Consider the following 18,722-nt stretch of genomic DNA (forward strand, 5'->3'; position numbering starts at 1 on the left):
CCACGCTCATCCGAGGATCGTAGGCGGCCGGCCGACTCCCCGGCCTCCCTGACACCACAGCGGCTGATGAGCAGCACGGCTCGGGGCCGGCATGAACTGGCGGAGATCGGGGTACTGGCACACCTGTTCGAAGACAAGGAGAAGATCATGACGGATCGCAGCAACGAGCAGGTCGACCCGCGCGGTGCGATCAAGGACCCGGACGAGTGGGTCACCGGCGACGAGCCGCCCACCGCTGCCCAGGAGTCCTACCTGCACACCCTCGCCCGGGAGGCGGACGCGGACGTGCCGGCCGATCTGACCAAGGCCGAGGCGTCCAAGCGGATCGACGAGCTCCAGGCCGAGACGGGCCGAGGGCAATAGACCACGATCGACTCGAGATCGCTGATATCGCGGTATACCGCCGCCGGTGACAGCCCGATATCAGCGATCTCGAGTCGATCATGCCGCAGCGCGGCGAGGCCAGGCCAGGCCAGGCCAGTACGAGGCCGGGCCAGCGCGGGGACGGGCCAGCGCGGGGCCGGGCCAGCGCGGGGCCAGGCCAGGCCGGGGGGTCAGCGGCGCGGCAGGCGGTGTAGCTCGACCGTGGTCAGGGCGCCCGCCCGGACCTCGGCGGTCAGGTAGGTGGCGTTCGGCTCGCGGCGGCGATCGGTGGGCGAGCCGGGGTTGAGCAGGCGTAGACCGCCGGGGGCTTCGGTGTCCCACGGGATGTGCGAATGCCCGAAGACCAGCAGGTCGACGTCGGGGAAGCGGGCGGCGCAGCGCTGTTCGCGGCCGGTCCGCGGCCCGGTCTCGTGCACCACGGCGACCCGCAGTCCGTCGAGATCGGCCCGGGCCACCTCCGGCAGCCGGGCGCGCAGCGCCGGGCCGTCGTTGTTGCCGTACACCCCGATGAGCCGGCGCGAGCGCGCGGCCATCGCGTCGAGCAGCGTCTCGTCCACCCAGTCGCCGGCGTGCAGCACCACGTCCGCCGCGTCGATCGCCGACCAGAGCGGGCCGGGCAGGTCCCGGGCCCGCTTCGGTAGGTGGGTGTCCGCCGTGAGCACCAGCCGCATCCCGGCATTGTCCCCCGAGCCTCGGCCGCCCACCCGGGGACGCGGGTGGACGGCCGAACTCCGCTCCGGTGTCCCGCTCCCGGGGCGCCGCGACATCGGGGCGCCCCGGGAGCCGGGACACGGAGTCGATCAGCCGCCGGTCACGGCAGGGTCCAGCGCTGGGCCCCGGAGCCGTTGCAGGTCCAGATCTGCAGTTGCCGGCCGTCGGTGAGATCGGAGCTGGGGATGTCCAGGCAGCGGGACGACTGTGGGTTGCGCAGGCTGCCGTCCGCTTGCGGAGCCCACTGCTGGGCGCCGGTGCCGTTGCAGTCGTAGAGCTGGACCAGGGTGCCGTCGACGAGACCGCTGGCCTTCACGTCCAGGCACTTGCCGAGCCCGCGTACGGTGCCGTCGCCGGGCAGGGTCCACTGCTGCGCACCGGTGCCGTTGCAGGTCCAGGTCTGCACCTTGGTGCCGTTGGCCGTCTGGCTGGAGGCGATGTCCGCGCACTTGCCGAGGGCCTTGATCTCCCCGGTACGCGCCCCGCCGGTGCCGACCCCCGGCCCGGTGAAGGTGTAACTGTCCACGTCCAGCAGCGCGCCGCTGCCGCCGGTGAAGACCAGGTACAGGTCGTGGGTGCCGTCGTCCGGCTTGGTCACGGTGGCACTGAGCTCGGTGTAGTTGTCCCACCCGCCGGTGTTCGGCACGGCGATGCGGGCGACCTCGGTGCCGGTCGGCGAGTCGTACCGGAAGGAGACGGTGCCTCCCGGTCCGCCGGAGGAGACCCGCGCCCTGACCCCGGTGATCCCCTTGAGGCTCACCGCGTGGTGTCGGACGTTCTCGCCGTTCTGGATGTCACCCAGTCGCTTGCCACCCTCGGCCGCGGCCTGATTGATCACCTGGGGTCCGTTGAGCTGGACGAAGTGCTCCGCCTGCCACTGCTTCGGGTAGAGGCTGATCTCCTTCTCCCCGGTCAGGACGGCCGAGCCGGCCGCGCCCTTGTCGGTGTAGCTGCCCCGCAGCACGAAGAAGAGCACCGAATCCGGGCCGGCGTGCACCGGCCCGGTGTTGAAGGTGGCGCCGCAGCCGGTCCCCTCCCCCTCCTCGTGGGCGTGCTCCTGGTGCCCGAGCGCGGCCCGGACGACCACCGCCGAGCAGGCCGGGGTGCCGTCCTGCGGGTCGCTGGCCGAGGCGCCCACGGCCAGGTTCTGCCCCCAGTCGAAGAGACCGCCGGCGGGCAGCCCGTTCAGCGTGACCGTCGGCCGGTTGTTGCCGACCACCACCGGTACCAGCGTGGTCGCGCTGCGGCCGGTGCCGTCGTTGACGGTGAGTCGGGCGTTGTAGCTGCCGTTGGCGGCGTACGTGAACGAGGGGTTCGCCGCGGTCGAGTCGGTGCTGCCGTTGTCGGTGAAGTCCCAGGCGTACGTCAGGGGGTTGCCGTCCGGGTCGGAGCTGCCGGCGCTGGAGAACGTCACCGCCAGCGGGGCCAGGCCGCTGTCCTTGTTGACGCTGGCCTTGGCCACCGGCGACCGCCCGCCCTGGACGTAGTTGATTTTGTAGAGGCCGGCGTCGACGGCACCGGAGAAGTAGCCGCTGCCGTACTCCAGCAGGTAGAGCGAGCCGTCCGGGCCGAACTGCCAGTCGATCGGGTGGACGAGGTTCATGCCGGCGAGCACCGGCTCGATGACCGTCGGCGCGCCGGTGGCCGGGTTGCCGTTGTCGAACTGGACCTCCTTGATCCAGTTGCGGCAGTACTCGGAGATCAGCCACTTGTTGTCGTAGTAGGCCGGCCACTTTACGTCCGAGACGAGGTTCGGGTCGTAGTGGTAGACCTCGACGTGGTTGGGCGAGCCGCAACCACCCGGGTTGTCCAGCGCCGGCCAGTCGTCGCTGCCGCCGTGCTGCTCCCACACCAGCGCCGGCTTCGTGGCCGGGAGCTGCTGGAGGCCGGTGTTGCGGGGCGAGTCGTTGACCGGGCCGGTCGATCCGCCGCACGGGAACCAGCCGCGCGGTGAGTTGGTGGCGAAGTTCCAGTCGTTGTAGGCCACGTTCGGGCCGCCGCAGAACGGCCAGCCGTAGTTGCCGGGCCCGGTGGCCCGGTTGAACTCGTCGTACGCCGCCGGGCCGCGGTTGGCGAGGTCCGCGCCGGCGTCCGGGCCGACCTCTCCCCAGTAGAGGGTGTTACCCGCCTTGCGGTCCACCCAGATCCGGTACGGGTTGCGCACGCCCATCACGTAGACCTCGGGTCGCGTCTTCGCGGTGCCGTTGGCGAAGAGGTTGCCGGACGGGATGGTGTAGCTGCCGTCGTTCTCCGGATGGATGCGGTTGATCTTCCCGCGCAGGTCGTTGGTGTTGCCCGAGGTGCGCTGCGCGTCGTACTGCGGGTTGCGGGTGGTCCGCTCGTCGATCGGTGCCATCCCGGCGGAGTCGCCGCCGGAGTTGGTGTTGTCGCCGACGGCGAAGTAGAGGTTGCCGGCGGTGTCCCAGCTCATCGAGCCGGCCGAGTGGCAGCACAGGTCGCGCTCGGTGGGCCATTCGATGAGCGGATCCTCGCTGGCCGGGTCGAGCAGCAGCGTGGTCGGGTTGAAGGTGAACCGGCTGATCCGGTTGACCAGTGGGGTGACCTTCGGCGAGTAGAAGAGGTAGACCCAGCGGTTGCTGGCGAAGCTCGGGTGCAGGGTGATGCCGATCAGGCCGTCCTCGAAACGGGCGTCCAGGGCCACGGTCAACGCGACGGTGGTCGACTGGGTCGCCGGGTTGTAGAGCCGGACCTGACCGCCGCCGTTGGTGGTGCCACGATTGATGTAGAAGACCTTGCCATCGGGGGCGACGGCCAACTCGATCGGCTCTCCCATGGAGAGTCCACCGTCGAGGGCGATCTTCTCGAATCCGTTGGTGGCGGGCGGCGCGAGGGCCACCGCGGCCTGCGCGGCGGCGACCGGCCGTTCGGTGCTGGGGCGGGCGGTGGCCGACGACGCGAAACCGACGGCGGCCAGGACGGTGAGCACAGTGGTGGCGACGACGAGACGTCGGCGCGGAGTGCGTGACACGAGACCTCCTGCTGTCCGGACGATCCCGGTGCCGCTCCCGCCGACTGGAGGAGCACCGCAATGTGTCCCGGACATTAACGTCTTTCACTTCCGAGCGACAGAACTTCGGTTCGTCGAATCGAAAGTTGTCACGACTGATGCGAAAGAGCCCGCAGGGCGTCAGGAGCGCGTGGGGGTGAAGTGCGGTGGTGGCATGCCGCGCTCACGCAGGGCCTTGTCCGCGTCGACGTCGGTGAGCTCACCGGCGGCGTTGATCAAGCCGATGTGCGAGAACGCCTGGGGAAAGTTGCCCAACTGCTCCCCGGTCAGGGGGTCGATCTGCTCGGCGAAGAGGCCGAGGTCGTTGACCCGGCCGGCCAGACGTTCGAACAACTCGTGCGCCCGGTCCCGCTCGCCACCCATCGCGAGGCAGCCCACGAGCCAGAACGAGCAGATGAGGAAGCCGGCCGGGTCGCCGTCCCACCGCCGCAGCAGGCCGTCGTGGGAGAGCCCCTGCTCCACCGCGCGGATCGTCGCCCGCATCCGGGGATCGTCCGCCCGCAGAAACCCCACCAGCGGCAGGACCAGCACCGAGGCGTCCAGGTCGTCGCCATCCAAACTCCCGGTGTACGCCTGGAGCCGGTCGTTCCACCCCCGCTCGAGTACCAGGGCGCGTACCTCGTCGCGGGCGGCCGCCCACCGAGCGACGTCCTGCGGCCCGCCGAGCCGTTCGCCGAAGCGAACCGCCCGGTCGAGCGCGACCCAGCACTGCACCTTCGACGAGACGTGGTGGTGCTGGATTCCGCGCTCCTCCCACATCCCCGCGTCCGGTTTCCGCCAGTCCAACACGGCCTGGTCGGCGAGCACCCGGAGCAGGTGGCGTACCTCCGGGTCCATCGGCTCCAACGCGTCGCGCATCAACCAGGCGGCATCGAGCGCCTCGCCGAAGATGTCGATCTGCCGCTGCTGCCACGCGTCGTTGCCGATCATCACCGGCTGGCTGTTGCGGTATCCGGCGAGCTGGTCCAGACGGTGCTCGGTGAGGTCCCGCTCGCCCTCCACCCCGTACATGATCGGCACCCGCTCGTCGCCGATCCGGCCCATGGCCCGACCCAGCCAGGCGAACTGCCGCTGCACCTCGTCGTAGCAGGCGGACCGCCACAGCGCCCGCAGCGTGAGACTGAAGTCGCGTACCCAGACATAGCGGTAGTCGTAGTTCCGGTCCCCGCCCAGCTTCTCGGGCAGCGAGGTGGTCGCCGAGGCCACCACCGCGCCGCTGGGGCGGTAGGTCATGCCCTGCACCACCAGGGCACTCCGCCGTACCTGGTCGTGGTACTGCCCGTAGTACTCGTGCAGGGCGGTCCAGGACCGCCATCCCGCAGCCGTGTCGGCGATCGTCTGGTCGGCGTCCGGCACCTCCGGCGGCGGCGCGTCGTAGGTCGGGGCGTACCCGAGGGTGAAGTTGTGCACCGAGCCGGCGCGGGCCGTGAACGTCGCGTTGGCCTCGCCGTCGCCGGATCTCAGCCGCACGTTGCTGCGCAGGGTGAGGCGGGTGGCCCCGGCGGCGGCCTCCAGCGTGCCGTTGCGCTCGACCAGGAACGCGGTGGTCCGCCCGTACTCGAAGCGGGGCCGGTAGTGCATCAGCATCGGGACCTCGCCGGACAGGCTCTGGACGCTGCGGACCAGCACCTGCGGCGAGCGCATCCCGATGTTGTGGGCGCGCGCGCCGGGCTCGAACGCAAGCGCGTCGGTCAGCGCCACCTCACCGTGCTCGGTGCGGAAGATCGTCTGCAGCACGAGGGTGTCGTCGAGGTAGCGCCGCCGCACGCTGAATTCGCCCTCCGGTCGGATCGACCAGTGCCCGGCGTCGTCACCGAGCAGCCGTCCGAACACCGACGGTGCGTCGAACCGGCCGGGGCACCACCAGTTCACCGAACCGAAACGGTCCACCAGCGCCGAAGTGCTGCCGTCGGCGAGGAACCCGTGGTCGCTGATCTGTCCGCTCTCCACCCGGCTGCCTACCCGGGCCGTCCGGGCGCATTCCTGCGGGCGGACGGGCATCCGGGGCGGTGCCCGGCGTTACCGGACGGCCTGCGCGGGAACCCGGTCGGCTGACGAGGGAGGATGCTCATGACCTCAGCTTCGGGGCCGACCGCCGCCTGGCGGCCCGGCGCGCAGGACGATCTGCTTCCGTCCGGGCCGGCCGGCCGCCCATCGGCGCCGACCGGTGACGGGCACGGGCCGGAGACCGGCCCACCCACCGTGACGATCGGCTCATACCCGGACTATCCGTCGGCGCAGCGCGTGGTCGACTACCTGGCCGACAACCGCTTCCCGGTGGAGCACAGCGCGATCGTCGGCACCAACCTCGCGCTGGTGGAGACGGTGCTCGGACGGATGACGACCGGCCGCGCCGCCCTGCTCGGCGCTGGCACCGGAGCCTGGTTCGGGCTCTTCATCGGCCTGCTGTTCGGCATCTTCACGGTCGGCAACTGGCTGGCGGTGATCGTGGTCGGGCTGATCGTCGGCGCGATCTGGGGCGCCGTGTTCGGCGCGGTCGCGCACGCCATGACCGGCGGGCAACGGGACTTCACGTCGGCCAGCTCACTACGCGCCGGCCAGTACGCGGTGATCGTCGACGAGCAGCTCGCCGACCAGGCCCGGCAGTTGCTGGGCCGGATGCAGGTCTCCGGTTGAGCACCTGACATCCGGCCGTCCCCGGCAGCAGGCGGGGGCGGCCGGTCAGTCGTGGTACGACAGCTCGCCGGCCCGCAACGGCACGTCGACCCGGTTCTCCGGGGGCGCCAGCGGGCAGGCCCAGCGATCGTCGTACGCGCACGAGGCGTTGTAGAGGTAGTTGGCGTCCAGCCGGACCCGGTCGCCGGGCAGCAGCTCGACGCCCCGACCGAAGGTGCCCTTCACCGTGTCGGTGAGGTACCGGCCACCGCCGTAGCTCTCGGTCCCGCAGGTGGCGTCACGCAGCGGCAGGAACAGCCCACCGCCGTACGCCTCGATCCACCAGAGGGTCAGTGGCCCCCACGGTGTGTCGGCCACCGCGGCCCGTCGGTACGTGATCACCCCGTCCGGGCCCCCGGTGTCCACCTGCAGCTCGCCGCTGGCCGGCCGCAGCGGGGCCTCCACCACGGCCGCCGGGTCGGGTGGGAAGTAGCGCAGCCCGGGAAAGCCGGGGCGGTCCGCTGGCGGGATGGGGCTCTGCGGATGGGTGGCGAAGAGCCGGTCGCGGCCGGCGCGGAACCCGGCCAGGTCGACGTCGGACAGATACAGCCGGGCGACCCGCTCCCGCCAGTCGGCCAACTCAAGATCTTCCACGTTGTCGAGCCTATGCGGTCACGGCGTGTCATCCGACGGTCTCGGCCAGTTGCGGAGTACGGCGTCGAGAGCGTCCAGCGCCCGGGACCACGAGGCGTCCGCGGTACGCGGGTGATGGCGGAAGCCGCCGGTCCTCTCCAGGCTCACGAACCCGTGGAAGGTGCTGTGCATCATGCGTACCGCGTCGGTCTGGTCGGGCTCGTCCAGTCGGTAGCCGCGCAGGATCGCTCGCGTCATCTCGGCGTGCCGGGGGCCCGCGCTCGTGGCGGCCGTCTCCGGATCGAGGTCGATCTGCATGGCGGCGTACCGACCCGGGTGCCGCCTCGCGTAGTCCCGGTAGGCGTCGGCGAAGGCCACCAGCGCGTCCTTGCCCGATCGGCCGGCGAGCGCGGCGGCGACCCGGTCGGCCAGCTCCGCCAACGCCAGCAGCGCGATCCTGACCCGCAGCTCCTGCGCGTTCTTGAGGTGGAAGTACAGGCTCGCGTCCTTGACCCCGAAATGGCGCGCGAGCGCCGCGACGGTCACGTGCTCCACACCCACCTGGTCGGCCAGTTCCGCCGCGGCCAGGGTCAGACGGTCGACGGTCACCCCTGCACGTGCCATGCGCCACACCCCGAATCTAGCCCGCTTAACCGTTTGCCTAGGAGAGCTAGGCTACTCCCTATGATCCCCGCGACCGAGTCCGCCATCCGCTCGTCCTTCGTCAACTGCACCAAGGGTGAGGCGAAGCGCCTGGCCGTACCCCATGATCTTGAGACGCGGCCCTGGGACGACCTCGACTTTCTCGGCTGGCAGGACCCGGCCGCGACGCAGCGGGCCTACCTGGTCGCCGAGTCTGACGCCGGGCTGGTCGGGGTGGCGCTGCGGGTCGCGCCGCAGCAGACCGGGCGCGTCCGGCGCAGCATGTGCTCGCTCTGCCTCACCACGCACACCGGCGACGGCGTCTCGTTGATGACGGCGCGCAAGGCCGGGCCGGAGGGCCGCCAGGGCAACTCGGTCGGCATCTACCTCTGCACCGACCTGGCCTGCTCGCTGTACCTACGGGGAAAGAAGACCGCCGGCTGGCGCATCCAGGAGACCCTGACCCTGCCGGAGAAGATCGAACGCACGCGGACCACCATGGCGGCGTTCCTGGCGAAGGTCGCCGAGTAGACGCCGGCGAGCGCCCGGCTAGCGGTCGGTGGCGAGGCGGGCGTGCAGGTGCTCGTCGTGGCGGCGGCCGTCACCGTATTGGTACGACTCGCGCAGCGTCCCCTCGGCGGGATAGCCGGCCCGGTCGGCGACACGGCAGGAGGCCGGGTTGTCCACCGCGTGACACAGCTCCACCCGGTGCAGCCCGAGGTCGGTGAACGCCCACCCGGTGAGGCGGACGACGGCTCGTACCGCCACCCCGCGCCCCCGCGCCGCCGGCATCGTCCAGTATCCGATGGAGGCGTCGCCGTGGTGGATGCTGTGCAGCGACACCGACCCCAGTAGCTGGCCGTCGGTCGCGGCGGTCACCGCCATCGAGACGTGGCCGCCGCCGGACCAGTCGGCTCGGCGGCGCACCCAGAGCAGGGCGGACTGGTCGTCGATCGGGCCACCGCCCTGCGGGTTCCACTGCGCGATGGCCGGATCGCGCAGCGCGTCACGCACCGCCGGCGCGTCCGCCTCCCGCCAGGGACGCAGCAACAGGTCACCGGCGGCAAGGTCGACGTGTTCCACGAGGCCGGAGTCTGGCACATCGTGGCCCGGCTCCGCCGCCCGATTACCGTCGGTTCTCTTCAAAACTGCACGACCAGCTGTCGCCGACTGCCCGAACGTGATCAGGGCGACGTCCTGCACCACTAGTTGAAATTTGAAAGAGTGCTAGTGTTCCGGATGTGACCGAGAATCTGGACAGCGCCCGATCGGCCGCCTGGCGTGCCTACATCGAGGCCAGCCAGCGGCTCTACACCCAGCTCGAAGAGGATCTGCGGGCCGACAGCGACCTCAGCTTCGCCGACTACCACGTGCTGGTCCTGCTCTCCGAGACGCCGGGGCAACGGCAGCGGATGGGCGAGTTGGCCGGTCGACTGGTCTTCTCGCCCAGCCGGCTGACCTACCAGATCTCCTCGATGCAACGCCGCGGCCTGGTCACCCGGGAGCCCTGCCCGGACGACCGGCGGGGCAGCGAGGCGGTGCTCACCGCCGCCGGGCTGCTCGCCCTGTCCGAAGCCGCACCCCACCATCTGGCGTCGGTGCGTACCCACCTGATGGATGACCTCGACGACGCCGAGGTCGCCTGCCTCACCCGGGTCTTCGACCGGCTCGGTGACCGCCTCCGGGCGGCCCGGGCCAGCTCGACCACCCACGCCACGAATTAGGAGCATCCGATGCCCGCGATCACCGTCGACAACGTTCTCGTCCTCCCCCGGCTGCCCCGGCTCGACGAATCCACCAGGATCCGGCCGGTCCGCACGGTGACCACCGCGCCGAGCGGTTTCGAGGGCGAGGGCTTCCCGGTCCGCCGAGCCTTCGCCGGGGTGTCGACGACGGACCTGGACCCGTTCATCCACCTCGACCAGATGGGCGAGGTGGACTACGCGCCGGGCGAGCCGAAGGGCACCCCGTGGCACCCGCACCGCGGCTTCGAGACCGTCACGTACATCATCGACGGCGTCTTCGACCACCAGGACTCGCAGGGCGGCGGCGGCACCATCACCGACGGCGACACCCAGTGGATGACCGCCGGCAGCGGGCTGCTGCACATCGAGGCCCCGCCGGAGCACCTGGTGGTGAGCGGCGGGCTCTTCCACGGCACCCAGCTCTGGGTCAACCTGCCCCGCGTCGCCAAGATGAACCCGCCCCGCTACCAGGACATCCGGGGCCGGGAGTCGGCGCTGCTCACCACGCCGGACGGTGGCGCGCTGATCCGGGTCATCGCCGGTGAGGTGGCCGGGCACCGTGGCCCGGGCTCCACCTTCACCCCGATCACCATCACGCACGTGACCGTCCAGCCCGGCGCGCAGGTCGACCTGCCCTGGCAGCCCGAGTTCAACGCCCTGGTGTACGTGCTGGGCGGGCGCGGCACGGTCGGCGCCGAGCGTCGGCCGGTGCGTACCGGTCAGCTCGCGGTGCACGGCGCGGGCGACGCGCTGCGCTTCAGCGCGGATGCCGAGCAGGACAGCAACACCCCGGCGCTGGACCTCTACATCATGGGCGGCCAGCCGATCCGGGAGCCGGTGGCGCAGTACGGCCCGTTCGTGATGAACACCCGGGACGAGCTACTCAAGGCATTCGAGGACTTCCAGGCCGGCCGGCTTGGCGTCGTCCCCACCGAGCGGCTGCCGCACACCGGCGGTCAGGGCCAGCGGCCCTGACCAACGGTCAACGCCTGATTTCGGCGCCGGTGTCCCGATTGGTTTCGGGACACCGGCGCCGATTTCAGGAGACCGCGAATATCCCGGCGACGCCGAGAATCACCATCACCAACACCGCGACCAGCGCTCCCCGTTCGCTCTCCACCGCCGGCTCGCGGTATTCGGTCACGGGGTTCGTTGTCTCGCGGGGCATGGTGTGGCCTCCTTGGCTGTCGGGTCGTTCGAACGGCGTAGGCCAGGTCACCGGTCTGCCGGGCTGGCGTGCGGACCCACGGCGGGGGTCCTACCGTGAGGACGTTGTCGACCTCAGGAGGGCTGGACCATGCCGTTGCAGGACTGGTTCCTCACCGCGCAGGAACGTGCCAACCCGGTCTCCGAGTTGCCCGTTTGGACCACCGGAAACCTCGCCGAGCCGTTGATTCACGGTGCTTCGTACTTCGACCGACTGGTCGACGAGGTGGAGTCCCTGACCGCCGGAGACCACCTCTTCTTCACCGACTGGCGAGGCGACCCGGACCAGCGGATGCGCCCGGACGGGCCGACCGTGGCTCAGCTCTTCGCCCAGGCCGCCCAGCGCGGAGTGGTGGTCAAGGGGCTGATCTGGCGCTCACACCTCGACGTGCTCGCGTACAGCGAGGCGGAGAACCGCGACCTCAGCGAGACGATCTCCGCCGCCGGCGGCGAGGTGCTGCTCGACCAGCGGGTGCGGCGCGGCGGCTCGCACCACCAGAAGTTGGTGGTGCTGCGACACCCGGGCGCACCGGAGCGCGACATCGCGTTCGCTGGCGGGATCGACCTGTGCCACAGCCGGCGCGACGACGCCGCGCACCACGGCGACCCGCAGCCGGTGCAGATGTCCCCCCGGTACGGCCCTCGTCCGCCCTGGCACGACGTGCAGCTCGCGCTCCGCGGCCCGGTGGTCGGCGCGCTGGACACCGTGTTCCGGGAGCGCTGGACCGACCCGATGCCGCTGGACTCGGAGAACCCGATGGCGCACCTGCGGGACCGGCTGCACGGCGCCGACCTGCGCCCCGACCCCCTGCCCGAGCAACCGGCCGACCCGCCGCCCTGCGGCCCGCACCAGATCCAGGTGCTGCGCACCTACCCCGCCGTCCGGCCGCGCTACTCGTTCGCACCGGACGGCGAGCGGACGGTGGCTCGGGGCTACACCAAAGCGGTACGCCGGGCGCGCCGGCTCATCTACCTGGAGGACCAGTACCTCTGGTCGACCGAGGTGGCGGACCTGTTCGCCCACGCGCTGCGGGACAATCCGGATCTGCACCTGATCGCCGTGGTGCCGCGGCACCCGGACGTGGACGGCAGGCTCGCGCTCCCACCGAACATGGTCGGCCGCGAGCAGGCGCTGTCGTTGTGCGAGCGGGCCGCACCTGACCGGGTGCACGTGTTCGACGTGGAGAACCACGCCGGTGACCCGGTCTACGTGCACGCGAAGGTCTGCGTGGTCGACGACGTCTGGGCCAGCGTGGGCAGCGACAACTTCAACCGCCGATCCTGGACACACGACAGCGAGTTGTCCTGCGCGGTGCTCGACGACACCCGCGACGAGCGGGAGCCGACCGACCCCGCCGGGCAGGGCGACGGTGCTCGGACCTTCGCGCGGGATCTGCGCCTGCGGCTCTGGCGCGAGCACCTGGACCGCGACCCGGCCGGCGCGGACGACGCCGACCTGCTCGACCCGGCGGACGCCGTCGCGGCCGTCACGGCCGCCGCCGATGCGCTGCAACAGTGGTACGACGACGGTCAAGTCGGGGATCGCCCGCCCGGCCGGCTGCGCCCACATCGCCCGGAGCGGCTGCCGTGGTACACCCGCACCTGGGCGTTGCCCATGTACCGCCTGGTCTACGACCCGGACGGCAGGCCGCTGCGGGCCAGACTGGCCGGCACCTGGTGAGCCGAGCGATCCGGCGGCGGACCGCCTCCACCCGGGTGCTCGGTCAGCCCCCCGGGATAGGCGAACGAGGAGCGCGGCGAGTAGTAGCCGAAGCCGATCATCAGCGGGTTGGCCGGGCGTAGCGCGTACATCGGGTGGCCGGGCTCCAGGAACTCGACCGACTCGATCTCGAACGGGTCGACCGGCTCCGCCACGAACGGGTAGACCGAGCTGAGCAGTTGGTTCTGGCGGCGGGTGAAGTAGCGGTGGTGCCCGCTGTTGATCAAGTGGCCGGTCTCGCCCACCCGGCAGCGGGCCCGGATCAGGAGCGCGCCGTCGGTCTCGGTCTCGGAGAGCAGCTCGCCGTCGCGCACCTCGATCCGGGTGCGCCCGGGAAGCACCGGTGCGCCCCGGGCTGCGGCGTAGTCCCGGACCCGTCGGCTGGAGGCCATGTAGTGGGTCCACCAGCCGCCCGGGCTGAGGCCACCGGGGGCGTCCAGGCCGGCGAGTGAGACGCCGAGGTAGGTCAGCGAGTAGGCGCCGAAGCCGGAGGTCTGCGCCTCGTCGTCGACGACGTACTGGTTGAGGAACACCTGCCGGTCCGGCCGAGGACGCAGGCCGGGCGGAACCAGGGCGGCGACCGCGTCCGGATCCGCCGGTAGCCAGCTGAAGTAGAGCGTACGGCTGTTCACGACGAGCTGGGGAGCAGCTGGATCGAGCACGGTGCCTCCGAAGCGGTGAGTACACGCGACGCTACGGCGAGTCCCACCGACGGGACAACGACGGATAGTAGACAGTGCCGTCCTGTTGTCGGATTCCCTGTTGACCGCTTGGTCGACGGCACTCGACCGACCGGTTGGCGAGGTGTGGCCCGGAAACCGGGTGCGGATCCGCACAACTTCCCAAACTTCTGCCCGGTATGCGGCTTTCACGACCGAACACACCTTAAGTACATCAGCCTTTCGGCTAGATATTCGGGAGCCGATCAGGTTAAGGTGGCTCCCGAACGGCCGGTAGGCAGTTAAACCGAAACGTCACAACTTTTTTGTCCGCGGACGAGGTGCAGGGAGGACCACCCATGACCGCGCCAACGATCACCGAGCAGCCGGCGACCACAGCCGCGAAGCCCACGAAGCTGGACCCACGGGCGCTCACCGACAGCGCCGCCGACGTCCTCAACGCGATGGCCGCGCTGCCCGCCAACCACCCGTCGCGCCCCGCGCTGCGGGACCGGGCGATCGAGGCCTGGCTGCCGCTCGCCAACCACCTGGCCCACCGCTACAGCGGGCGGGGTGAGCCGACCGACGACCTGGCGCAGACCGCCGCCGTCGGCCTGATCAAGGCCATCGACAAGTTCGACCCGTCGCGCGGCGTCGACTTCGCCGGCTACGCCATCCCCACCATCATCGGCGAGCTCAAGCGGCACTTCCGCGACCGCACCTGGGACATCCGGGTGCCCCGCCGCCTCCAGGAGCTGCGGCTCGCCATCTCCGACGCCAACAGCTCGCTGCTGCAGACCCTCGGGCGCTCCCCGACGGTCGCCGACATCGCCGCCCACCTCAAGCTCACCGAGGAAGAGGTCCTGGAGGGCCTGGAGGGTGCCCGCGCGTACAACGCGGTGTCGCTGTCCACGCCGACGGGCGACGGCGAGCGCGCCACCGAGCTGGGCGACATGCTCGGCGGCGAGGACGGCGAGTTCGAGCTGGCCGAGCTGCGGGTCGCCCTCGGCCCGGCGCTGGCCACGCTCGACGAGCGCGAGCAGAAGATCCTCACGCTGCGGTTCTACGGCAACCTGACCCAGTCGCAGATCGCCGACCAGATCGGTGTCTCGCAGATGCACGTCTCCCGGCTGCTGACCCGCGCGCTGACCAAGCTGCGCGGTCAGCTCGACGGCACGTACTAGGTGGTTCATGGTCGAGGGCCGGGTCGGCGGACCCGGCCCTCGACCACGTTCGGGTGCCGTCACGCGGGCGTGACAGCGTTGTCGTGGCGCACGGCCGGGTCGTCATACCCCTCGGGGCAGCGGCCCGGCCGGCGCCGTCAGCGGCCGATCGGCTCGCGCCACATGGGCCAGAACGGCGTGCCATCCGGCACCCGGAACGGCTCGCCAGCCCGGTAGCCGTGCCGCGCGTACAGGTCCCGGCCGCGGGCACTGCTCGCCTCCAGGTACGCCGGCATGCCGTTGTCGTCCAGCCAGGCGTGGTGGTGCTCCATGAGCGCGCTGCCCAGCCCCTGGCTCTGGCGCTCCGGCTGGACCGCCAGGAAGGCCAGGTGGTGGTGGTCGGCGTGCGGATGGTTCGCCTCGAACAGCTCGTCGAGATGCTGGAACCGGTCGGTCCACTCGCCGCAGGCGGCGGCGAGCCGCGAGTCGTAGTCCGGCGGCGGTGGCGGCGGCTCGCCGACCGACGGGAGCCAGACCGCGACGCCGGCGCGGTCCGCGGTGGCGTGGACGAGGCCGTGCCGCATCGCGTGGTCGACCAGGATCTCGAAGTCCCCGGCCAGCACGGCCTCGCGCTTGCTCGCGTCGGGCACCAGCCAGAAGGTCACCTCCAGGGCGGTGAACGCCTCGGCGATCCGACCGGCGACGAGCTCGGTGTCCGCCGGCCCGAGCCGGTCGATGGCGACGCTCATCGGGACACCTCCGCGGTGGCCGGCTCCGACGCCGCCGTCGGCACGGTGGCCGTGGCGCTCGCCGCACCGAGGCCGATCCGCGCGTACGTGTCCGGCCGGCTGCCGCGCAGCACCAGCGCCCAGCCGATGCCCAGCACGGCCGCCACGGGGTAGATCGCGGGCAGCGCCCATCGCAGGGTGGAGTCCGGTGCGACGCCGAGCAGGTCGGCGAAGTTCGACACGGCCAGCCAGATGATCACGAACAGCGCGATGGTGGCCAGGCCGGGTGCGATGGCCCGCCGCCAGAGGTTCTCGCCGCTGTCGGTCCGGGCGAAGTAGGCGATCACCGCCACGGAGGTGGTGGCGATCAGCAGCAGTACGCCGAACCCGCCGGTGGTGCCGCCCCAGAAGAACAGCTTGACCACCGGGTCCCAGCCGTTGGCCGCGTACAGCAGGATGACCAGCAGGCCGAAGGCGCTCTGCGCCAGCGAGGCGGCCCGCGGCGCGCCGGTCCGCGGGGAGGTCTGCCCGAACACCGCCGGCAGCACCCGTTCCCGGCCGAGCGCGAACGTGTAGCGGGCCGTGGTGTTGTGGAAGGAGATCATCGCGGCCAGCACGGAGGTCAGGAAGAGCACCTGGCCGATGGTGACCGCCGTGTCGCCGAGCTGCGCCCCGGCCAGGTTGAAGATCAGCCCGACGCTCTGCGCGCCGGCCTCGGCGACGATCTTGTCCGGACCGACGGCGACCGTCATGGTCCAGGACGAGAGCGCGTACAGCCCGGCGATGATCGCCACCGACAGGTAGGTGGCCAGCGGCACGGTGCGCTTCGGGTCCTTGCTCTCCTCGCTGAAGACCACTGCGGACTCGAAGCCGACGAACCCGAGGATGGCCAGCACCAGGACCGCGCCCACCCCCGGTACGAGGAGGTTGTCCGGCGAGAACGCGGCGAAGCTGACCTCGCCGCCGGCCGGGTTGCCGAGCTGGCCCAGGTCGAAGACGACGATCACCACGATCTCGGCGACCAGGAGCGCCGCCAGGACCAGGCCGTTGATGTCCACCCGGAGCATGCCGAGCACACCGACCATTGCCCACGCCACCAGCGCGACGATCGACCAGTGCGGGTGCCCTCCGAAGATCCGGTCGAGCACCGGCTCGGCGGCGACGCCGATCGTGCCGTAGAGCCCGACCTGCAGCGCGTTGTACGCGATCAGCGCCACCCAGGCGGCGCCGACGCCGGCCGGTCGGCCCAGACCACGTGAGATGTAGGCGTAGAAGGCGCCGGCGTTCTCGACTCGCCGGGACATGGCCACGTAGCCCACCGAGAACAGGGCGAGCACCGCGGCGACCACCAGGAAAGCCAGCGGGATGCCGGTCACCCCGATGACGCCGTAGCCGGTGGTGACCACACCGGCCACCACGGTCAGCGGCGCGGCGGCGGACAGCACGAAGAAGATCACCGAGGGGATGCCGAGGCGGCCCCGGGCCAGTGCTTCGGAGACGTTGCTCGGTCGGTCGACTGTCGATGTCGGGGGCATGCGACTACTCCGATTGTCGAGGGGGTGTGGGGGTTACCAGGGGAATCAGGGGACCCCGCGCAGCACGGCGGCGCCGACGGCGGCCTCGGTGTGCCCGACGAGCTCCCTCAGCGGCGCGGGCAGCGCGGGGATGAGCACGTTCAGTCGGTGATGGGCGCGGGGGCCGGCGCTCCAGAGCACCTCCCTGCTGAGCCCGGCGGCCACGACCAGGCCGAGCAGCAGGGCGTTCGGTACGTTCGGCGGGTCCGGCCGGTCCAGCAGGGCCCGCAACCGGGTGGCCGGCCAGGCCGACGCGTTCAGGTCGATCGGCAGGTAGCTGACCGAGGTGCGCAGCAGCCGGCGGCTCTCCTGGCGGCGCAGCACGCCGGCTCGGGCCAGCCGCTCCCCCACCGACGTCGTGGCGGTCTGTCCCAGGAAGCTCAGCCAGGTGCGGACCGCCCGGTGCTGAGGCTCGCCGATCAACTGGTCGAGCACGGTGTGCGCCAGGGCGTCGCCCGGTGGGCGTCGGTCGATGACGGCGACCTGGCCGGCCGTGACGGTGACGTGTCCATAGAGGATCAGTTCGCCGAGCAGCCCGCTGGCCAGCCCGATGCCGGTCGCGACCGGGTGCAGTTTCGCCTTGCCACGGCTGTCGTTGTGAGCGATCAGGAAGAACTCGTCGGCGATGAGCAAACGGTCCTCCCGCAACGGATGTGTCCACAGTGATCGCGACGGGGAAAAGGATGCACCGACCGCTACTGCAACGCAACTCCCAGATTTGAAAGTTGCACTGCGTGCAGGCGCGACCTGCGCAATTCGCCGTGACAGACTCGGACGGTGACCGCCAGCCCCTCCGTCCGGCCCACCGCGAGCCCCACCGTTCGCCGTCGGCGCATCGCCCGCGAGCTCCGACAGCTCCGTGAGCGCGCCGGCATGACCCTCGATGTGGCCGCCCGCCAACTCGACATGTCCAAGAGCAACCTCTCCCGGATCGAGAACGCTCAGATCGGCATCAAGCCCCGCGACGTCCGGGCGGCACTCGCGCTCTACCAGGTGACGGGTGCGGACGCCGAGGCCCTCATCGAGATCGCCCGGGGCGCACAGCAGCGCGGCTGGTGGCAGAAGTACAGCGACGTGCTGCCCGAGTGGTTCGAGTTCTACGTCGGCCTGGAGGCCGAGGCCGCGGCGCTGCGCACGTACGAGGCCGAGTCGGTGCCCGGGCTGCTGCAGACGGAGGCGTACGCCAAGGCGATCTACCGGCGCACCGCGGGCGAGGATGGCCTGGAGCGCAAGGTGGCCGCCCGACTGCACCGGCAGGACGTGCTGCACCGGGAGAGCCCGGTCGAGCTGTCGGTGGTGCTCAACGAGGCGGTGCTGCTGCGCCCGGTGGGCGGCGCCACCGTGATGGCCGACCAACTGGCCCACATGAGTCGGGTCGCGCAACTACCTAACGTGACAATCCAGGTACTTCCGTTCGCGGTCGGCGAGCACCCCGCGATGAGCACCCCGTACGTGGTCCTCAGCTTCGCCGACTCGGCCGACGCGTCCGTGGTTTACCTGGATAACCTCACGATGGGGATGGCGTTGGAGGATGCTGACCAGGTGCTCGGGTATAGCCTGCTGCACGAGGAGTTGTGCCGGATGGCGCTCAATCCGACGGCGTCGTTGACCCGCCTAGAGCAGGCTTCTCGTAACTTTGCGTGACCGCGTCTGCGGCACGCCGACGCAGACGAGAGGTACCACCGATGACGGGGCTCGACCTCACCCGGGCGGACTGGCGCACCAGCACGCGCAGCAGCGGCAACGGCAACTGCGTGGAGGTCGCGACAGCCGACGGTCGGGTCGCCGTCCGGGACAGCAAGGACCGTTCCGGGCCGGTGCTCGCCTTCGGGTCCTCGGCCTGGCGCGCCTTCCTGCACGGCGTCGACGAGGTCCGCCGCCCCTGACCCCGGCGGCCCGGTGCGAGACTGGGC

20 protein-coding genes are annotated in these 18,722 nt (G+C 71.1%); 9 read left to right on the forward strand and 11 right to left on the reverse strand.

Features of this window, described 5'->3' with window-relative positions:
• Positions 1–66: 66 nt before the first annotated feature.
• Positions 67–363, forward strand: a complete 297-nt coding sequence (locus V6V47_RS12130) for a DUF3072 domain-containing protein (RefSeq protein WP_334628246.1) — start codon at positions 67–69, stop codon at positions 361–363.
• 191 nt (positions 364–554) lie between these two features.
• On the opposite strand, the gene V6V47_RS12135 is transcribed toward V6V47_RS12130, so the two are convergent.
• From V6V47_RS12135 to V6V47_RS12145, 3 genes are all read right to left on the reverse strand, one after another.
• A complete protein-coding gene (locus V6V47_RS12135; protein ID WP_334628247.1) occupies positions 555–1,055 on the reverse strand; it encodes a metallophosphoesterase family protein in 501 nt (166 codons plus the stop codon).
• Between the two features lie 140 nt (positions 1,056–1,195).
• A complete protein-coding gene (locus tag V6V47_RS12140) occupies positions 1,196–4,084 on the reverse strand; it encodes a carbohydrate-binding protein (RefSeq protein WP_334628248.1) in 2,889 nt (962 codons plus the stop codon).
• Between the two features lie 159 nt (positions 4,085–4,243).
• Entirely contained in the window at positions 4,244–6,073 is a 1,830-nt protein-coding gene (locus tag V6V47_RS12145) for a glycoside hydrolase family 15 protein (RefSeq protein WP_334628249.1), read from the reverse strand.
• A gap of 120 nt (positions 6,074–6,193) precedes the next feature.
• Here V6V47_RS12145 and V6V47_RS12150 point away from each other — a divergent pair, with 120 nt between their 5' ends.
• Positions 6,194–6,760 carry a general stress protein gene (locus V6V47_RS12150; RefSeq protein ID WP_334628250.1) on the forward strand — a complete coding sequence of 189 codons (567 nt, stop codon included), beginning with the start codon at positions 6,194–6,196 and terminating at the stop codon, positions 6,758–6,760.
• Between the two features lie 45 nt (positions 6,761–6,805).
• Here the strand turns inward: V6V47_RS12150 and V6V47_RS12155 are convergent, their stop codons facing one another.
• Positions 6,806–7,393, reverse strand: a complete 588-nt coding sequence (locus tag V6V47_RS12155) for a DUF1684 domain-containing protein (RefSeq protein ID WP_334628251.1) — start codon at positions 7,391–7,393, stop codon at positions 6,806–6,808.
• Between the two features lie 18 nt (positions 7,394–7,411).
• Positions 7,412–7,996, reverse strand: coding sequence for a TetR/AcrR family transcriptional regulator (locus V6V47_RS12160; protein WP_334628252.1), 585 nt, complete (start codon positions 7,994–7,996; stop codon positions 7,412–7,414).
• A gap of 60 nt (positions 7,997–8,056) precedes the next feature.
• Between V6V47_RS12160 and V6V47_RS12165 the strand changes: the two genes are divergently transcribed.
• A complete protein-coding gene (locus V6V47_RS12165) occupies positions 8,057–8,545 on the forward strand; it encodes an FBP domain-containing protein (RefSeq protein WP_334628253.1) in 489 nt (162 codons plus the stop codon).
• Positions 8,546–8,563: 18 nt separating this feature from the next.
• Here V6V47_RS12165 and V6V47_RS12170 read toward each other — a convergent pair whose 3' ends face one another.
• Positions 8,564–9,097 carry a GNAT family N-acetyltransferase gene (locus V6V47_RS12170; protein ID WP_334628254.1) on the reverse strand — a complete coding sequence of 178 codons (534 nt, stop codon included), beginning with the start codon at positions 9,095–9,097 and terminating at the stop codon, positions 8,564–8,566.
• Between the two features lie 158 nt (positions 9,098–9,255).
• Here V6V47_RS12170 and V6V47_RS12175 point away from each other — a divergent pair, with 158 nt between their 5' ends.
• Together V6V47_RS12175 and V6V47_RS12180 are read left to right on the forward strand one after the other, a co-directional pair.
• The gene (locus tag V6V47_RS12175; protein ID WP_334628255.1) at positions 9,256–9,738 is read left to right on the forward strand and encodes a MarR family winged helix-turn-helix transcriptional regulator; all 483 of its coding nucleotides are present in this window, start codon (positions 9,256–9,258) and stop codon (positions 9,736–9,738) included.
• 9 nt (positions 9,739–9,747) lie between these two features.
• Entirely contained in the window at positions 9,748–10,734 is a 987-nt protein-coding gene (locus V6V47_RS12180) for a pirin family protein (RefSeq protein ID WP_334628256.1), read from the forward strand.
• Positions 10,735–10,798: 64 nt separating this feature from the next.
• Here V6V47_RS12180 and V6V47_RS12185 read toward each other — a convergent pair whose 3' ends face one another.
• The gene (locus V6V47_RS12185; protein WP_255421212.1) at positions 10,799–10,927 is read right to left on the reverse strand and encodes a hypothetical protein; all 129 of its coding nucleotides are present in this window, start codon (positions 10,925–10,927) and stop codon (positions 10,799–10,801) included.
• Between the two features lie 129 nt (positions 10,928–11,056).
• On the opposite strand from V6V47_RS12185, the gene V6V47_RS12190 reads away from it, so the two are divergent.
• On the forward strand, positions 11,057–12,646 hold the full coding sequence (locus V6V47_RS12190) for a phospholipase D family protein (RefSeq protein WP_334628257.1): 1,590 nt from the start codon (positions 11,057–11,059) through the stop codon (positions 12,644–12,646).
• On the opposite strand, the gene V6V47_RS12195 is transcribed toward V6V47_RS12190, so the two are convergent.
• Entirely contained in the window at positions 12,595–13,347 is a 753-nt protein-coding gene (locus V6V47_RS12195; RefSeq protein WP_334628258.1) for a hypothetical protein, read from the reverse strand. The genes V6V47_RS12190 and V6V47_RS12195 overlap by 52 nt on opposite strands.
• A 356-nt stretch (positions 13,348–13,703) precedes the next feature.
• Between V6V47_RS12195 and V6V47_RS12200 the strand changes: the two genes are divergently transcribed.
• On the forward strand, positions 13,704–14,528 hold the full coding sequence (locus tag V6V47_RS12200; protein WP_334628259.1) for a SigB/SigF/SigG family RNA polymerase sigma factor: 825 nt from the start codon (positions 13,704–13,706) through the stop codon (positions 14,526–14,528).
• 137 nt (positions 14,529–14,665) lie between these two features.
• On the opposite strand, the gene V6V47_RS12205 is transcribed toward V6V47_RS12200, so the two are convergent.
• From V6V47_RS12205 to V6V47_RS12215, 3 genes are read right to left on the reverse strand one after another with little or no spacing between them, the layout of a single operon-like run.
• Entirely contained in the window at positions 14,666–15,256 is a 591-nt protein-coding gene (locus tag V6V47_RS12205) for a GNAT family N-acetyltransferase (protein WP_334628260.1), read from the reverse strand.
• Positions 15,253–16,770, reverse strand: coding sequence for an APC family permease (locus V6V47_RS12210; RefSeq protein WP_334628261.1), 1,518 nt, complete (start codon positions 16,768–16,770; stop codon positions 15,253–15,255). The genes V6V47_RS12205 and V6V47_RS12210 overlap by 4 nt, the downstream gene beginning before the upstream one ends.
• A 45-nt stretch (positions 16,771–16,815) precedes the next feature.
• Positions 16,816–17,457, reverse strand: a complete 642-nt coding sequence (locus tag V6V47_RS12215) for a GOLPH3/VPS74 family protein (RefSeq protein ID WP_334628262.1) — start codon at positions 17,455–17,457, stop codon at positions 16,816–16,818.
• A 129-nt stretch (positions 17,458–17,586) separates the two neighbouring features.
• Between V6V47_RS12215 and V6V47_RS12220 the strand changes: the two genes are divergently transcribed.
• Both V6V47_RS12220 and V6V47_RS12225 read left to right on the forward strand, forming a co-directional pair.
• A complete protein-coding gene (locus tag V6V47_RS12220) occupies positions 17,587–18,453 on the forward strand; it encodes a helix-turn-helix domain-containing protein (RefSeq protein WP_334628263.1) in 867 nt (288 codons plus the stop codon).
• A 41-nt stretch (positions 18,454–18,494) separates the two neighbouring features.
• A complete protein-coding gene (locus V6V47_RS12225) occupies positions 18,495–18,695 on the forward strand; it encodes a DUF397 domain-containing protein (protein WP_334628264.1) in 201 nt (66 codons plus the stop codon).
• Positions 18,696–18,722 lie beyond the last annotated feature (27 nt).

The organism is Micromonospora sp. CPCC 205539 (assembly GCF_036906815.1).
Lineage (GTDB): Bacteria > Actinomycetota > Actinomycetes > Mycobacteriales > Micromonosporaceae > Micromonospora.

What these genes read in the sequence shown, in the direction of transcription:
- V6V47_RS12190 (WP_334628257.1), top strand. Translation starts at nt 11,057, where the DNA reads ATGCCGTTGCAGGACTGGTTCCTCACCGCGCAGGAACGTGCCAACCCG.
- V6V47_RS12200 (WP_334628259.1), top strand. Translation starts at nt 13,704, where the DNA reads ATGACCGCGCCAACGATCACCGAGCAGCCGGCGACCACAGCCGCGAAG.
- V6V47_RS12130 (WP_334628246.1), top strand. Translation starts at nt 67, where the DNA reads ATGAGCAGCACGGCTCGGGGCCGGCATGAACTGGCGGAGATCGGGGTA.
- V6V47_RS12205 (WP_334628260.1), bottom strand. Translation starts at nt 15,256, where the DNA reads ATGAGCGTCGCCATCGACCGGCTCGGGCCGGCGGACACCGAGCTCGTC.
- V6V47_RS12150 (WP_334628250.1), top strand. Translation starts at nt 6,194, where the DNA reads ATGACCTCAGCTTCGGGGCCGACCGCCGCCTGGCGGCCCGGCGCGCAG.
- V6V47_RS12160 (WP_334628252.1), bottom strand. Translation starts at nt 7,996, where the DNA reads ATGGCACGTGCAGGGGTGACCGTCGACCGTCTGACCCTGGCCGCGGCG.
- V6V47_RS12135 (WP_334628247.1), bottom strand. Translation starts at nt 1,055, where the DNA reads ATGCGGCTGGTGCTCACGGCGGACACCCACCTACCGAAGCGGGCCCGG.
- V6V47_RS12225 (WP_334628264.1), top strand. Translation starts at nt 18,495, where the DNA reads ATGACGGGGCTCGACCTCACCCGGGCGGACTGGCGCACCAGCACGCGC.
- V6V47_RS12210 (WP_334628261.1), bottom strand. Translation starts at nt 16,770, where the DNA reads ATGCCCCCGACATCGACAGTCGACCGACCGAGCAACGTCTCCGAAGCA.
- V6V47_RS12165 (WP_334628253.1), top strand. Translation starts at nt 8,057, where the DNA reads ATGATCCCCGCGACCGAGTCCGCCATCCGCTCGTCCTTCGTCAACTGC.
- V6V47_RS12180 (WP_334628256.1), top strand. Translation starts at nt 9,748, where the DNA reads ATGCCCGCGATCACCGTCGACAACGTTCTCGTCCTCCCCCGGCTGCCC.
- V6V47_RS12185 (WP_255421212.1), bottom strand. Translation starts at nt 10,927, where the DNA reads ATGCCCCGCGAGACAACGAACCCCGTGACCGAATACCGCGAGCCGGCG.